Genomic DNA, 14,540 nt, shown 5'->3' with positions numbered 1-14,540 from the left:
ATGGCGGTCACTCATGTATTCCAGCGAGCGACCGTGACGCGCATCGTCAAAGAGACGGCCGACGCCTACACCTTTGTGCTGGCCCCGCACGAAGCGCCGTTCACCTACCGCGCCGGTCAGTACTCGACGTTCCAGGTCCGGGTGGACGGCGAGGAGCTGTACCGCTCCTACTCCATGTCGAGCGCGCCGGAGACCGACACCGAGCTGATGACCACGGTCAAGCGTGTTCCCGGCGGCAAGGTGTCGAACTGGTTGCTGGACAACGTCGCCGAGGGCGACGAACTTGTCATGACCCGCGCGGCGGGGATCTTCTGCCTTCAGGAGTCGACGGCGCCACTGCTCGCGTTCTCCGGCGGCAGCGGAATCACGCCCATCCTGTCGCTGGCCAAGAGCGCCCTGGCGACCACCGACCGCCCCGTGCGACTGCTGTGCGCAGATCGGGAAGCGTCCGCGGCCATCTTCGGGCGGGCACTCGACGAACTGGCCGACCGCTATCCCGGCCGACTGTCCGTGCAGCGCCATTGCGATGCCGACGACGGCCTCCTCGACGCCGCGGCGGTCACGGCATTCGTCGGCGCCGACACCGACGCGGACTGCTACGTGTGCGGACCGGCCGGATTCATGGAGGTGGTGCGGGCGGCCTGGCCCGGTCCGGGCCGCCTGTTCGTCGAGGACTTCGACGTGGCGAGCGCCCCGGCCCCAGGGCCTGACGCCGGCGCCGAGGTGAGCGGGACGGTGACGATCCACCTCGGGCGCGCGAAGGCCTCGGTACCGCGGGTCGCTCGCGAGACCCTGCTGGAGAGCGCCCGCCGCGCCGGACTGTCTCCCCCGTTCTCGTGTGAGGCGGGCAACTGCGGAACCTGCATCGCGCAGATCACCGAGGGCAGCGCGACCATGCTCAACAACACGGTGCTCGAGGACGACGAAGTCGCCGACGGCTACATCCTGACCTGCCAGGCTGTGCCCGAGGGCGGCTCGATCACCGTCGAATATGAATAGCCGGACCTGACCGCGGGCGAGCCGGTCTCAGCCGTCGGCGCCGGCCCCGAAACCCAGGGTGCTCTTGGTCTCCAGGTACTCGTGGAATCCGGCGTCGCCCCATTCGCGGCCGTTGCCGCTGCGCTTGTAACCGCCGAACGGCGCGTTCATGTCGAATGCGTGGTTGATCGCGACCCAGCCGGCCCGGATCCGGCGCGCGAGTCCCCGCGCGGTGTCGAGATCGGCACCCGAGACATAACCGGCCAGACCGTACTCGGTGTCGTTGGCGATCTCGACAGCCTCATCGAGGTCGTCATAGCCGAGGATGCACAACACCGGGCCGAAGATCTCTTCGCGCGCGATCGTCATCTGGTTCGTCACACGAGCGAAGACCGTCGGCCGCACGTAATAGCCGGTGTCGAGGCCGGCCGGCCGGCCGGGGCCGCCGGCGGCGACCGTGGCACCCTCGGCAATACCCTTCTCGATCAGGCCCTGCACCTTGGCGAACTGCGCCGCCGACGCGACCGGGCCGATCGACTTCGGGTCGGCGGGGTCACCGACTTTGACCCGGTCGGCGACCGCCTGGGCGATCGCGATGGCCTCGTCCATCCGCGAGTTCGGCACCAGCATCCTTGACGGCGCGTTACAGCTCTGCCCGGAGTTGACCATCATGGTCGCCACCCCGGCGGTGACGCTGTCGACGAATGCGTCGTCGTCGAGCACGATGTTGGCGCTCTTGCCGCCCAACTCCTGGGTCACCCGCTTCACGGTCGGCGCGGCGGTCTCCGCCACCGCGACACCGGCACGGGTAGATCCGGTGAACGACACCATGTCGACGTCCGGGTGCCGCGACAGCGCCGCACCGACCCCCGGGCCGTCGCCGTTGACCATGTTGTACACGCCGGCCGGGACACCCGCCGCGTCCATGATCTCGGTGAAGATGTACGCCGAGAACGGCGCGACCTCAGAGGGCTTCAGCACCATGGTGCAGCCGGTGGACAGCGCCGGAAACACCTTCACCGCGATCTGATTCAGCGGCCAGTTCCACGGTGTGATCAGACCGCACACCCCGATCGGTTCGCGCTCCACCAGGGTGTCACCGCGCTGCTCACTGAACGAGAAGTTCTTCAGCGCATCGATCGCGGTCACGAGGTGCCCGGCACCGAGGTTGACCTGGGTTCCCGCGGCCAGGCTGGGCGGCGCCCCCATCTCCTCGCTGACCGCGTCGCCCAGATCGGCGCTGCGGCGCTGGTACTCGGCCAGGATCGCCTGCAGCAGATCCAACCGCTCCTCGCGACTGCTCTGCGACCAGCTGTCAAAGGCCCGCCGGGCCGCGGCGACCGCGAGGTCGACGTCTGCCGCCGATCCCAGGGCGATCTTGCCGCACACCTCTTCGGTGGCCGGGTTGTCGACGTCGAGCGTCTGCGCCTCAGCCGGCTCCACCCATCGGCCGTCGATGTAGAACTGGGTGTATTCGCGCATCACAAGTCTCCTTCGACTATTGGGTTTCGCCTTGTTGGGCCATTCCGAAGCTGTACCGGATATGCGCGGCGTGCCCGTCGGGCACCACCGGGAACATCACCGGATCGGTGAGGTCGCGGATCGCCTCGATCCGCGCGTCGACGTCCTCGATCGTCCAGTCGGGTTGGTACACGCCCGGGCTCTCGACCACCGCGGCCCGGGCCACCCGCCCGGCCAGGGCGATCAGCACTTCGCCGTTGACCGAACAGGATTCGTGTGCGAGCCACCCGACTACGGGCGCGACCAGTTCGGGCTCCATCGGCGGGTAGGCCGAAGTGTCGATCCCCTCGGCCATTCGCGTCACCGCCGCCGGCACCACCACGTTGCAGCGGACGCCGTGAGCGGCGCCCTCCAGCGCCGCGACGTTGCTCAGCCCGATCACGCCCGCCTTTGCGGCCGCATAGTTGGCCACGTCGGCGTTGCCGTAGATACCGCCGATCGACGAGGTCAGCACAATGCGACCGTAGCCTGCGTCACACATTGCCCCGAAGGCCGCCCGCACCACATGGAACGCGCCGCGCAGATGCACGTCGAGAACCGCGTCGAAGTCTTCCGGACTCATCTCCCGCAACGGGGCCCTGCGGACGTTTCCGGCATTGTGGATCACCACGTCGACCCGACCGTAATGCTCCAGCGCGGCACCGATGATGGCCTCACCGCCGTCGCGGGTGGCGACCGACGCCGTGCAGGCCACCGCGACACCGCCCGCATCACGGATCTCGGCGGCGACCCGCTCGGACGGATCGTCGTGCACGCCGTCGCCGGTCAGATCCGCACCGGTGTCATTGACGACGACTGCCGCTCCGCGCTGCGCCAGCATGAGCGCGTAGGCGCGTCCCAGTCCCCGTCCGGCGCCGGTCACCACGGCGACTCGGCCGTCGAAGCGCAACGGTTGTGGTGCGCTCAACCGAAGGGTTCCTCACGCAGATTTCGCATCGGCAACCTGGGCGTGCTCGTCATCGCAGTTCCAGACCCTCCAGGTCACCGGCGTCTCGCCACTGCCGCAGCAAGTCGTCGAAGGCGTAGAAGCCCGGCGAATAGACCTCACCGAGGAACGAGCGGCTGGCATCGCCGAATCCGCGGCCCTCGTTGTTGTAATAACCTGGCGTGCACGACAAATCGAATGCGGAGTTGTCGAAGGCCAGTTCTCGGATGGTGCTGACCCAGGCGGCCTGGCCCTCCTGACTGGGCTCGACGACCGTCGCCTTCCGTTTGAGAGCCTCGGCGATGATGTAGGCGATGTGCTCGGCCTGCTGCTCGAACATCGCGGTGGTGTTGGCCGACACGCCGCCTTGGATGAAGCCGGTGTGGAACTGATTGGGGAACCCGCGACTGGTCATCCCGTGCAGGGTCTGGTACCCGTTGCGCCAGTGGTCGAACAGCGATACCCCGTCGCGGCCCTCGATGACGTCGATCGCGTAGCGACGGCTGATCTCCGTGGAAATCTCGAACCCGCTGGCGAAGATGACGCAGTCGACTTCGTACTCGACGCCGCCCGCGACAATGCCTTTCTCGGTGAGCTTTTCGACGCCCTTGGTTTCAGCCACGTCGACCAGAGTGACGTTGGGCCGATTGAATGCGGGCAGGTAGGTGTCGCTGGAGGTCGGACGCTTACACATGAACCGGTAGTAGGGCTTCAGCGCCTCAGCGGTCTGCGGGTCCTCGACGATCCCGTCGATGCGGCGCCGCAGCCGCTCCATGATCTTGTAGTCCTCCTCCTCCCGCATCGCCATGATCTCCTCGACGCTCAGAGCCGTCGGGTCGGGGCAGGCGCCGATGCGAGCGGTCAGGTTGCGACCCAACTCGGTCCAGAAGTCGCACACCATATCGGGGGCGTCGAATACCACGCCTTCGAACGGCGACCAGCGATGGAAGTTGCGCTTGCGTTCGGCCTGCCAGCCCGGTTGCAGCGACGCGGCCCACTGCGGGTCGGTGGGCTCGTTCCCACGGAAGTCGACCGATGACGGGGTCCGCTGAAAAACGTAGAGGTGCTTGGCATCCCGACCCAGGTGTGGGACCAGCTGCACACCTGTGGCACCGGTGCCCACCAGCGCCACGCGCTTGTCCGCCAGCTTGTGCAGGCCGCCGTTCGCGTCGCCGCCGGTGTATTCGTAATCCCAGCGTGCCGAGTGGAAGACGTGGCCACCCGCATTCACGAAGTCCTTGATGCCCTCGATACCGGGAAACTTGGGCCGGTTGTAGGAGCCCTGTGCCATCACCACGAAACGCGCCCGCAGGTCGTCGCCCCGGTTGGTCGTCAGCCGCCAGCGATTGATCTCCTCATCCCAACGGGCGGTGCGGACCTGGGTCGAGAAGATCGCCCCGTCATAGAGGCCGAAGTGCTTTCCGATGTTCTGGCAGTGCTGAAAGATCTCGGCGCCGTCGGCGAACTTCTTCGACGGGATGAAGTCGAGCTCTTCGAGCATCGGGATGTAGCAGTACGCGTCGTTGTCGCATTGGATACCAGGGAACCGGTTCCAGTACCAGACTCCGCCGAAGTCGCCGCCCATCTCGATGACCCGCACCTCGGCAACGCCCGCCTTCTTCAGGTAGGCGCCGGCGAGCAGGCCGGCGATGCCCCCGCCGAGTACGGCGACCTCGATGTCGGCATCGATGGGGTCACGCGGAGTCACCTCGGTGTAGGGATCCTCCTCAGCGAACTCCACGAAGTCATCTTTGAGTTCGAGGTACTGCTGGGCACCGTCGGAACGAACACGTTTGGCGCGTTCGGCGGCGTATTTGCGCCGCATCGCCTCGATGTCGAAGTCGTCGGGGGTCTCGGTCGGCGAACAGTCCGTCATCGATCACTTCCTGTCGGGATTTCTTCAGGCGCACCGACGCCCATGTATTTCGACAGCTGGTGGTGCAGGTTGACGATGGCCCGCTCCCGGTAGGGGTTGGGTTTGGCGCCGGGATAGCCGAGTGATTTCATCCCCTGCTGCACCGCTGCCATGTTGGAGAAGTCCTGCGGGAGAACCGAGCGCCAGCCCGGGTCGCCGACCGGTGTGTGCACCCATTCCGTCTGCGGTTCTTCGCCTTTGGGAAAGAGCTCGAACACCGAGACTTCGAAGATGCACTTGTCGGGGTTGTAGCTCGGGTGTGGCCGCGCGCTGTAGCACAGGGCGCTGGTGAGCCCCTGGCCGATCTGGAAGTTCGGGAAGATCTGCCAGGCGGTGCCGGCCTGACCGAGCACATCGGTGGGAATCGTCGGCCAGATGACCCCGCGGGCCGCGTCGTCGCGGCGCGCCGACGCCAGCCAGTGTTCGAGGACCTTGTCTGCCGGCGTGCCCTCGGGCAGCTCATCGACCAGTCGCTTGGCTGCGTTCACCAGGGTTGCGGTGGTGGTGGCGTTGGTCTCCTCCATGGTGTAGACCTGCATCTCCGCGGTCGACACTCGCGGGTCGGCGCCGGTCCCCAGCCGGATCTTGGACTTGGTCGCCTCCAGATCGTCGGGCGCGTCGTAACCGAGGTTGCTGTGCTTGCCCTGCACACGCGCCCAACCCTTGAACTCGCCGAACTTGTTGAACTCCGGATGGGTCGTATAGACGTGGTAGGTCTCGTTGAAGGCCTCCATGGCGACCTTCCAATTGCAGTCGAACTCCAGCCACCTGCGCCACTTGTAGCGCATGTTCTCCAGGCCGAACGGTTCGAGGATCTTCGCGGCCGGAAACAGGTAGTCGGCCAGCGATTCGCCGTCGGGGTCCATGTTGATCCAGAGCCAGCCGCCCCAGGTGTCGACCCGCACCGAACCCAGATGGGTGTTCTCCGGTGTCAGCGTGCCCTGCCAGTCGTCCTGTTCACGAATGTGGGTGCAGGCCCCGTCGAGTCCGTAGGTCCAGCCGTGGAAACCGCAGACGAACGACTTGCGGGCGCGCGCGCAGGCGTTCTTCGCCCCGGCGGGGGTGTCGACCAAGCGGCGGCCACGGTGCATGCAGACGTTGTAGTGAGCCCGAAACTCGTTGGGTCCGGTACGGACGACGAGGATCGAATCGTCGAGGATGTCGTAGGTGAGGTAACTGCCCACCTCCGGCAGATCCTCGACCCGGCCCACCTGCTGCCACACCTTGCGCCACAACTTGTCTCGCTCGGCACGGGCGTAGTCCGGGCAGGTGTAGGCCTGCGCACCGATCATGACGGGGCTGGCGAGTTCTTCGTCTGAACCCTGGGTCATCACATCCTCCTTATCGCAGCGCGGAAGGTGTCGTCCTTGAGGAACAGCGAAGTGTTGTCAGCGCCGAGGTGACTCCACTTGAGGTTGAGCCCTCCGTCGACCAGCAGGGTCTGCCCGGTGATGTAGCTGGCCAGGTCGGAGAGCAGAAACAGGATCGGACCGGCCTGTTCCTCCGGCTGGCCACGGCGCCCCATGGCGATAGCCCGCAGGTCGCGATCGGGGTCGTCGTCGGTGTAGGTGGCCGAGGCTGCGGTGGCGGTGACTCCCGGCGCCACCGCGTTGACCCGAATTCCGGCCGCTGCCAGTTCGACTGCCATGGTGCGGGTCATCGCGACGATCGCGGCCTTGGCGGTGCCGTAGGCGATGTGGAACGGCGCGGTGTTCATCCCACTGATTGAGGAGATCGACACGATCGAGCCCGGCCGCTGCTCGGCCACCAGTGCGGCGGCGACTGCGCGGCTCATGAAAAACGCCGTCTCCAGGTTTTGCGTGAAGAGCTTTCGCCAGTCGGCGCGCGTCACCCGGGTCGACGGCATCCACGTCGCCGGCTCCGCACCACCGGCGACATTGACCAGTCCATAGAGCTGGCCGTCGGCCCGCTGCGCCGCCTCGAGCACCGTGGCGACGCCCTCATCGGTGGACGCGTCGGCCGCCACGGGTATCACCGACAGACCCTGTTGCGCCAACGGCGCGACGTGCTCGCGGAGGTTTTCCTGCGAGCGGCTCACCGCGATCACGGTGGCACCTGCCCGTGCCGCCAGCGCGGTGACCGTCGTGCCGATCCCGCCACCGCCGGCGCCCGAGACCACCACCACCCGGCCGTGAAGGTCCAGGGGAGTGAAATCGCTCGACAGGCTGGGAGGAGTGCAGTGATCCGCCATGACCCGCTTTCACCTGGCATAGACCGCAATTCGCCCCGGCGGCGCCGAGGTCACGAATTTGTCCGGACAACATATGTCATTCTTCGTTCTGAAGAATACTATTCCGCAGCGGCGAGCGCAGAGTCAAGAGCACAGCCGGCGAGGCCCACCGGCCCTATTGTCTGGACCAATTCGGGGGGTGTAGTCGCCCCTGGCCAGCGCGTCGCCGTACGTCGCGCCGCAACGGCAGACCGAGCCTGCTGCGCCCCGGGATCATGAACGGCAGCCGTGTCGCAATGGCCTAAGCGGGGTCCGAGCCGGAATCTCGCGACGAGCTCAGCGCGTGTCGTGTCGCACGATTCCGGCTCGGCGATAGCGGGCGGGCGGGCTCGGCGATAGCGGGCGGGCCGGCTTGGCGATGGCGGGCCGGCTTGGCGATAGCCGGCGGGCCGGCTTGGCGATAGCGGGCGGGCCGGCCCCGGCACCTTGCTACGTTGACTTCCCAGCGACCTGACCCCGAGGAGGCTTACCGATGTCCGACGCTCTGCGTGGTGTTCGGCAGAAACTGCGGCACGTTTCGGAGTCCGGCCGGGCGGTGAAGCGCCTGATCGACACCGGCACGATCGACCTCAGTGATCTCAGGTCGTCGATCCAGACGGCGAAGTTCGCCCGGGTCTACGGCCCGCAGGCCACGATGGCGATCGTCGGTGGCCGCAAGTACGCCGACCTGCCCGCGATCACCGACGAGCGTGGGACGTTGACGTACCGGGAGGTTGACGACCAGTCCTGGGCGCTGGCGCGCGGCCTGCGCGAGCTGGGAGTCTCGGCGGGGTCGGTCGTCGGCGTGCTGTGCCGCGACCACCGAGGCCTGGCCCTCACCATGGCCGCGTGCGGCAAGGTCGGCGCACGGATGGTGCTGATGAACACCGGCTTCGCCAAGCCGCAGTTCGCCGAGGTGTGCCAGCGCGAGCACGTCGCCGTGGTTCTCCACGACAGCGAGTTCCTCGGCCTCCTCGACGCACTTCCCGCCGCGATGCCTCGCGTACTGACCTGGGTGGACGAGGGAACTCAACGTCCGGCGGGCGTTCCGGCGCTCGACGAGATCGTTGCGGCGAACTCCACGGAGCCGCTGGCGCCGCCGGAGAAGGCCGGCGGATCGGTCATCCTGACCAGCGGCACCACCGGCCTGCCCAAGGGTGCGCCGCGCGACACCGTCTCGCCACTGGCTACCGCCCAGATCGTCGACCGGATCCCGTTCCCGCACAAGGGGACCATGGTGATCGTGTCGCCGATCTTCCACAGCACCGGATGGGCCACCTACACCACGGGCGCCGCGTTCGGGAACAACGTGGTGACCGCCCGGCGCTTCAACGCCGAAGGGACACTGCGGCTCATCGCCGACCACAAGGCCGACATGCTGGTGGCGGTCCCGACGATGATGCACCGGATCGTCGAGCTGAGCCCGGACGTGATCGGCAAGTACGACACCTCGTCGCTGAAGGTGATCCTGATCGCCGGATCAGCGCTGAGCCCCGAGCTGTCCAACCGGATCCAGGACACCTTCGGCGACGTCCTTTACAACATGTACGGATCCACCGAGTGCGCCATCGCCAGCGTCGCCACCCCCGCCGAGCTGCGCGCCGCACCGGGGACCGCGGGCCGGTCACCGATCACCTGCGAGGTCGTGCTGTTTGACGAGAACGACCGGCGCATCGAGGGCCGCAACCGGCGTGGCCGGATCTTCGTGCGCAACGGCGCCCCGTTCTCCGGATACACCGACGGCCGCAGCAAGCAGATCATCGACGGCTACATGTCCAGCGGGGACATGGGTCATTTCAACGACGACGGACTGCTGTTCGTGGACGGACGCGACGACGACATGATCGTCTCGGGTGGAGAGAACGTCTATCCCCAGGAGGTCGAGAACCTGCTGGAAGCCCGGCCCGACGTCGCCGAGGTCGCGGTGGTCGGTGTCGACGACGTCGAGTTCGGGAAGCGGCTACGGGCCTTCATCGTCCCCGAACCCGGCGCGGAGAAGGACCCGGAGGCGATCAAGCTCCACGTCAAGGAGAACCTGGCCCGGCACAAGGTCCCACGCGACGTGGTGTTCGTCGACGTGCTGCCGCGCAATGCGACGGGCAAGCTGCTGCGCCGGGTCCTCGTCGAGATGGACGTCGACGCCTGAGTTCGTCTCACCATGATCGGAGGCGACGCGTCGGCCCACCATCGGCGAATTTGCCGCGGTCGCCTGCCCCTGCGCGGCGCAGCGATCGATTCAGCCGGCCCGAACACGCACCGGAAAACTTGATGCTACCGACAGACACAGATATATTGCCTGCAACTAGTCGACACAGATATCTGGGGAGCTGGCATGACGCGGGAATGGACTGACCTGGAGCTGCTGCACGAGCTCGAGCCCGTCGTAGAGAAACTCATCAACCGACACTTCTCCATGGCCAAGGACTGGAACCCCCACGACTACATTCCCTGGTCGGAGGGCAAGAACTACTACGCGCTCGGCGGTCAGGATTGGCATCCTGAGCAGTCGAAACTGTCCGAGGTCGCCCGGACGGCAATGGTGCAGAACCTGCTGACCGAGGACAACCTGCCGTCGTATCACCGCGAGATCGCGATGAACTTCACCATGGACGCCCCGTGGGGCACCTGGGTCAACCGCTGGACCGCCGAGGAGAACCGCCACGGCATCGCGCTGCGCGACTACCTGGTGGTCACGCGCAACTGCGACCCCATCGAACTGGAAACACTGCGGATGGAGACCGTCAACCGCGGCTTCAGCCCGGGCCAGAACCACCAGGTCCAAGACGACCTGTTCGCCGAAAGCCTGTTCGACTCGGTCATCTACGTGAGCTTCCAGGAACTGGCCACCCGGATCTCGCACCGCAACACCGGCCAGGCCTGCAACGACCCCATCGCCGACCAGCTGCTGGCGCGGATCTCGCACGACGAGAACCTGCACATGATCTTCTACCGCGACATCAGCGCCGTCGGCTTCGACATCGCCCCGCAACAGGCGATGCGCTCGCTGCACCGCGTGCTGGCCAACTTCCAGATGCCCGGATTCGTCGTCCCCGAGTTCCGCCGCAAGGCGGTCATCATCGCGGTCGGCGGCGTCTACGACCCGATCATCCACCGCGACGACGTGGTGATGCCGGTGCTGAAGAAGTGGGGAATCCTCGAGCGGGAGTTCACCGGCGAGGCGGCCCGCTACCAAGAGTTGATCGGCAAGATCGTCGCCGAACTGGACGACACGTGCGAGAAGTTCGAGCTGGCCAAGCAGCGCCGGCTCGAGCGGGAGGCCAAGATGGCCGAGAAGCGCGCCGCCAAGAAGGTGTTGGAGCCATCAGCGCCGTAGCTCATGGCGGCGACCTGGTCGCAACGCGGCCTGCGCTGCGGATCGGTTCGCTCCAGCTTGCCAGTCCCGTCGTGCTGGCCCCGATGGCCGGCGTCACCAACGTCGCCTTCCGTACGCTCTGCCGCGAGCTGGAACAGTCCCGGGCCGGCACGGTCAGCGGGCTCTATGTCTGCGAGATGGTCACTGCACGGGCGCTGGTCGAACGGCATCCGGCCACCCTGCACATGACGACGTTCGGGCCGGATGAGTCACCGCGCTCGCTGCAGCTCTACACCGTCGACCCCGACACCACCTATGCCGCGGCGAAGATGATCGCCGACGAGGGCCTTGCTGACCACATCGACATGAATTTCGGCTGCCCGGTGCCCAAGGTGACCCGTCTCGGCGGCGGGTCGGCGCTGCCCTACAAGCGCCGGCTGTTCGGCAATATCGTCGCCGCAGCGGTGCGCGGCACTGCCGGCACCGACATTCCCGTGACCGTCAAGTTCCGGATCGGCATCGACGACGCCACCCACACCCATCTGGACGCCGGGCGCATCGCCGAGAGCGAGGGGGCCGCGGCGGTGGCTCTGCACGCCCGGACCGCGGCGCAACGCTACTCCGGAACGGCCGACTGGGAGCAGATCGCGGCACTCAAGTCGCAGGTCCGTTCCATCCCCGTGCTGGGCAACGGCGACATCTTCGAGGCGGGCGACGCCCTGGCCATGATGGCGGCCACCGGCTGCGACGGTGTGGTGATAGGCCGCGGCTGCCTGGGGCGCCCCTGGTTGTTCGGCGAGCTCTCGGCGGCTTTCGCGGGCCGCCCCGCCCCCACCCCACCCACCTTGGGCGAAGTCGCCGACATCATCCGCCGTCACGGCGAGTTGCTGGCCCAGCACTTCGGCGAGGACAAGGGCATGCGCGAGATCCGCAAGCACGTCGCCTGGTACCTGCACGGATTCCCCGCTGGTTCGGAGCTGCGGCGCGCGCTGGCGATGGTGACCACGCTGTCCCAGCTCGACGAGCTGCTGCAGCAGCTGGACGGCTCGGTCCCCTTCCCCAAGGCCGCCACCGGCCCCCGGGGGCGCCAGGGATCGCCGGCCAAGGTCAGCCTGCCCGAAGGGTGGCTGGAGGACCCCGACGACTGTGCGGTGCCGGCCGGAGCGGACATTATGCACTCAGGTGGCTGAAATGAGACTTTGTCGACATCGCGTGTCTGGCAAGTTCTCAGTAGGATAAGTAGCTTATTACCCCAGGCAGAGATCGTCTCTGCGGGGCGGACGCAGGTGCGGAGACCAATGGCGATCATCCGCACCGAATCGGCATGTGAGCGACACGCGCCGATATCGAGGACTCGGAGGCCCCACAGGACATGAGTGACGGCGATAACGCCACTCCTGGCCGCTGGGCGCCGGAGGGGCACGATGACGGCGACCGCCAGCTGATGACGATGACGCCGCCTGGGCCCGCACCCTGGGAACGCTGGCAGAACCCGTCGGCGGACACCCCCGCGGCTCCACACCGGCGAAACGCCTCTCGGCGCCGCAACGGGACGGTGAGCGTCGCCGATCTCATCGCCAAGGTCAACGCCGACCCGCCGCCCTCCGGCGGGCGCAGCCAACGCCGGGCCGCCTCAGCCCGCCCCGAGCACCGCGAAGCGGCCGAATTCGTCGAGCCCGGCGAGCCCGGCGAGCAGGTCGAGCAGGTCGAGCAGGTCGAGCACGGTGAACAGGTCGAGCACGGTGAACACGGCGAGCCCCTCGAGCACGGCGAGCCCGCCGAGCCGCTGGAGCCCACCGTCGTATCCGAGCAGCAGGCGGTCGAAATCGCCGATGCGCCCGCCACGGCGCCCGACCTCGTCGAACTGGCCTACCCGTCGGAAGTGCCCGACCTCGACCTCATCCACGGCACATCACTCGAGCCGGCCGACGCCCCCGACTGGGACGAGTCGGCGGCCACCACCGAGTTGCTGCCGTCGAGCCTCGCCGAAACGCCGGACGTCGCGCCCGAGATACCGCCGGTGCGCATCGATCCCGACACAGCTGAACCGCACCCGCACGCACCCCACCACCGAGCGAAGCTCGCGGGCCGGGCAGTGGCTGCCATGATGGCGATCCTCGCACTGGTGCTGACCGGATCGGCCTGGCAGTGGAGCTCATCGAAGAACCGCAGCCTCAACCACGTCAGCGCCCTGGACCCCGACTCGCACGACATTCTCGATGCGGCCGGCCAATACGGCGACGAGAACTTCCTGATCGTCGGCGCTGACACCCGCGCCGGCGCCAACAGCGCGATCGGGGCCGGCAGCACCGAGGACGCCGACGGGGCTCGTTCCGACACGATCATGCTGGTCAACATTCCGGCCAACCGTAAGCGCGTGGTGGTGGTGTCGTTCCCCCGCGACTTGGCGATCACCCCGATCCAGTGCGAGGCCTGGAACTCCGCGACCGGCACATACGGGCCGATTTATGACGAGGAAACCGGAACCTACGGCGACGAGATCGTCTACACCGAGACGAAGCTGAACTCGACGTACGCTTTCGGCGGACCGAAGTGCCTGGTCAAGGAGATCCAGAAACTGTCCGGTCTGGCGATCAACCGGTTCATGGCCGTCGACTTCGTGGGATTCGGCAAGATGGTCGACGCGCTCGGCGGTGTCGAGGTGTGTACCCCCAGCCCGCTGTATGACCTGGTGCTGGGCAGCGTCCTCGAGGAGACCGGACGCCAGCGAGTCAACGGCGCGACCGCGCTGAACTACGTGCGGGCTCGTCACGTCACCACCGAGGACAACGGCGACTACGGCCGCATCAAGCGCCAGCAGCTGTTCTTGTCGTCCCTGCTGCGCTCGTTGATCTCCACCAACACCTTCTTCTCACCGACCAAGCTCAACAACGTGGTCAACATGTTCATCGGCGACAGCTCGGTGGACAACGTCACCACCAAGGACCTGGTCAACCTCGGCCAGTCGTTGCAGAAGGTCGCCGCCGGGCACATCACCTTCGTCACGGTTCCGACCAGCGAGACCGATGAGAACGGCGACGAGGTCCCCCGGATGGACGACATGCGGGCACTGTTCGACGCCATCATCAACGACGACCCCCTGCCCGGCGAGAACGACCACAACGCCACCTCGGCCTCCACCACGGCGGCCAGCCCCGCGACTCCGTCCACCGCCCTGCCGGGATCGCAGGACAACCTGGCGGTCAGGCCTCTCAGCGAGCAGGTGCACGCGGTCACAACCTCACCCGCCGAGGTCATGGTGCGGGTGTCCAACGCCACCGATCAGACCGGCCTGGCCGGCGCCACCTCCGAAAGCCTGCAACAGTGGGGCTTCAACGTCGACAACGCCGACGACTACCCCGGCACCGTCAAGGCCACCAAGGTGTTGTACTCCCCCGGTAACGAACAGGCCGCCGCCACCGTCTCCTCGGCGCTGTCGGGCGCACCGATCGAGCGGGTCAGCGGACTGGGCAACATCGTCCGCGTGGTCCTGGGCTCAGACTTCCGCACCGTGACCAAGCCCGCGGCCAGCGGCTCGCAGGTCAGCGTGCAACTCATGCGCCCTGCCAACGTCGAGCCGACCGAACTTCCCGACGACCTGACTGTCACCAACGCCGCCGACACCACCTGCGAGTAGTAGGCGCACTCCCGCCGGACC

10 protein-coding genes are annotated in these 14,540 nt (G+C 67.1%); 5 read left to right on the top strand and 5 right to left on the bottom strand.

Annotation, left to right across the window (positions count from 1 at the left end; translation table 11 throughout):
* Complete coding sequence (locus tag AWC18_RS09125; protein WP_085138511.1) at positions 1 to 999, top strand: ferredoxin--NADP reductase; 999 nt, start codon at positions 1 to 3, stop codon at positions 997 to 999.
* 27 nt (positions 1,000 to 1,026) lie between these two features.
* On the opposite strand, the gene AWC18_RS09120 is transcribed toward AWC18_RS09125, so the two are convergent.
* Genes AWC18_RS09120 through AWC18_RS09100 form a run of 5 tightly spaced genes read right to left on the bottom strand, consistent with a single transcriptional unit; the run spans position 1,027 to position 7,551 of the window.
* Positions 1,027 to 2,460, bottom strand: a complete 1,434-nt coding sequence (locus AWC18_RS09120; RefSeq protein WP_085138472.1) for an aldehyde dehydrogenase family protein — start codon at positions 2,458 to 2,460, stop codon at positions 1,027 to 1,029.
* A 16-nt stretch (positions 2,461 to 2,476) separates the two neighbouring features.
* Complete coding sequence (locus AWC18_RS09115) at positions 2,477 to 3,406, bottom strand: SDR family NAD(P)-dependent oxidoreductase (protein WP_085138471.1); 930 nt, start codon at positions 3,404 to 3,406, stop codon at positions 2,477 to 2,479.
* Between the two features lie 49 nt (positions 3,407 to 3,455).
* The gene (locus AWC18_RS09110; protein ID WP_085138470.1) at positions 3,456 to 5,300 is read right to left on the bottom strand and encodes a flavin-containing monooxygenase; all 1,845 of its coding nucleotides are present in this window, start codon (positions 5,298 to 5,300) and stop codon (positions 3,456 to 3,458) included.
* Positions 5,297 to 6,670, bottom strand: coding sequence for an aromatic ring-hydroxylating oxygenase subunit alpha (locus AWC18_RS09105; protein ID WP_064996485.1), 1,374 nt, complete (start codon positions 6,668 to 6,670; stop codon positions 5,297 to 5,299). The genes AWC18_RS09110 and AWC18_RS09105 overlap by 4 nt, the downstream gene beginning before the upstream one ends.
* Positions 6,670 to 7,551, bottom strand: a complete 882-nt coding sequence (locus AWC18_RS09100; RefSeq protein ID WP_085138469.1) for an SDR family NAD(P)-dependent oxidoreductase — start codon at positions 7,549 to 7,551, stop codon at positions 6,670 to 6,672. The genes AWC18_RS09105 and AWC18_RS09100 overlap by 1 nt, the downstream gene beginning before the upstream one ends.
* Positions 7,552 to 8,062: 511 nt before the next feature.
* Here AWC18_RS09100 and AWC18_RS09095 point away from each other — a divergent pair.
* The 4 genes from AWC18_RS09095 to AWC18_RS09080 all read left to right on the top strand — a co-directional run bounded on the left by AWC18_RS09095 (position 8,063) and on the right by AWC18_RS09080 (position 14,519).
* On the top strand, positions 8,063 to 9,715 hold the full coding sequence (locus AWC18_RS09095; protein WP_085138468.1) for an acyl-CoA synthetase: 1,653 nt from the start codon (positions 8,063 to 8,065) through the stop codon (positions 9,713 to 9,715).
* A gap of 186 nt (positions 9,716 to 9,901) precedes the next feature.
* Positions 9,902 to 10,903: an acyl-ACP desaturase gene (locus AWC18_RS09090; RefSeq protein WP_064996482.1), complete on the top strand. Its 1,002-nt coding sequence runs from the start codon at positions 9,902 to 9,904 to the stop codon at positions 10,901 to 10,903.
* A 14-nt stretch (positions 10,904 to 10,917) separates the two neighbouring features.
* On the top strand, positions 10,918 to 12,072 hold the full coding sequence (dusB, locus tag AWC18_RS09085) for a tRNA dihydrouridine synthase DusB (RefSeq protein WP_272937689.1): 1,155 nt from the start codon (positions 10,918 to 10,920) through the stop codon (positions 12,070 to 12,072).
* A gap of 182 nt (positions 12,073 to 12,254) precedes the next feature.
* Positions 12,255 to 14,519, top strand: a complete 2,265-nt coding sequence (locus AWC18_RS09080; RefSeq protein WP_085138467.1) for an LCP family protein — start codon at positions 12,255 to 12,257, stop codon at positions 14,517 to 14,519.
* The last annotated feature ends 21 nt before the right edge of the window (positions 14,520 to 14,540 follow it).

Source organism: Mycolicibacter nonchromogenicus (assembly GCF_002101775.1).
In the GTDB taxonomy this organism is placed as follows: Bacteria; Actinomycetota; Actinomycetes; order Mycobacteriales; family Mycobacteriaceae; genus Mycobacterium; species Mycobacterium nonchromogenicum.
Note: the sequence above shows the minus strand (reverse complement) of the source record. Positions and strands in the feature narration are given on the sequence as shown.

Excerpts from the sequence above, each read along its gene's own strand:
- AWC18_RS09125 (WP_085138511.1), top strand. The coding sequence starts at position 1 with ATGGCGGTCACTCATGTATTCCAGCGAGCGACCGTGACGCGCATCGTC.
- AWC18_RS09120 (WP_085138472.1), bottom strand. The coding sequence starts at position 2,460 with ATGCGCGAATACACCCAGTTCTACATCGACGGCCGATGGGTGGAGCCG.
- AWC18_RS09110 (WP_085138470.1), bottom strand. The coding sequence starts at position 5,300 with ATGACGGACTGTTCGCCGACCGAGACCCCCGACGACTTCGACATCGAG.
- AWC18_RS09105 (WP_064996485.1), bottom strand. The coding sequence starts at position 6,670 with ATGACCCAGGGTTCAGACGAAGAACTCGCCAGCCCCGTCATGATCGGT.
- AWC18_RS09100 (WP_085138469.1), bottom strand. The coding sequence starts at position 7,551 with ATGGCGGATCACTGCACTCCTCCCAGCCTGTCGAGCGATTTCACTCCC.
- AWC18_RS09095 (WP_085138468.1), top strand. The coding sequence starts at position 8,063 with ATGTCCGACGCTCTGCGTGGTGTTCGGCAGAAACTGCGGCACGTTTCG.
- AWC18_RS09090 (WP_064996482.1), top strand. The coding sequence starts at position 9,902 with ATGACGCGGGAATGGACTGACCTGGAGCTGCTGCACGAGCTCGAGCCC.
- AWC18_RS09080 (WP_085138467.1), top strand. The coding sequence starts at position 12,255 with ATGAGTGACGGCGATAACGCCACTCCTGGCCGCTGGGCGCCGGAGGGG.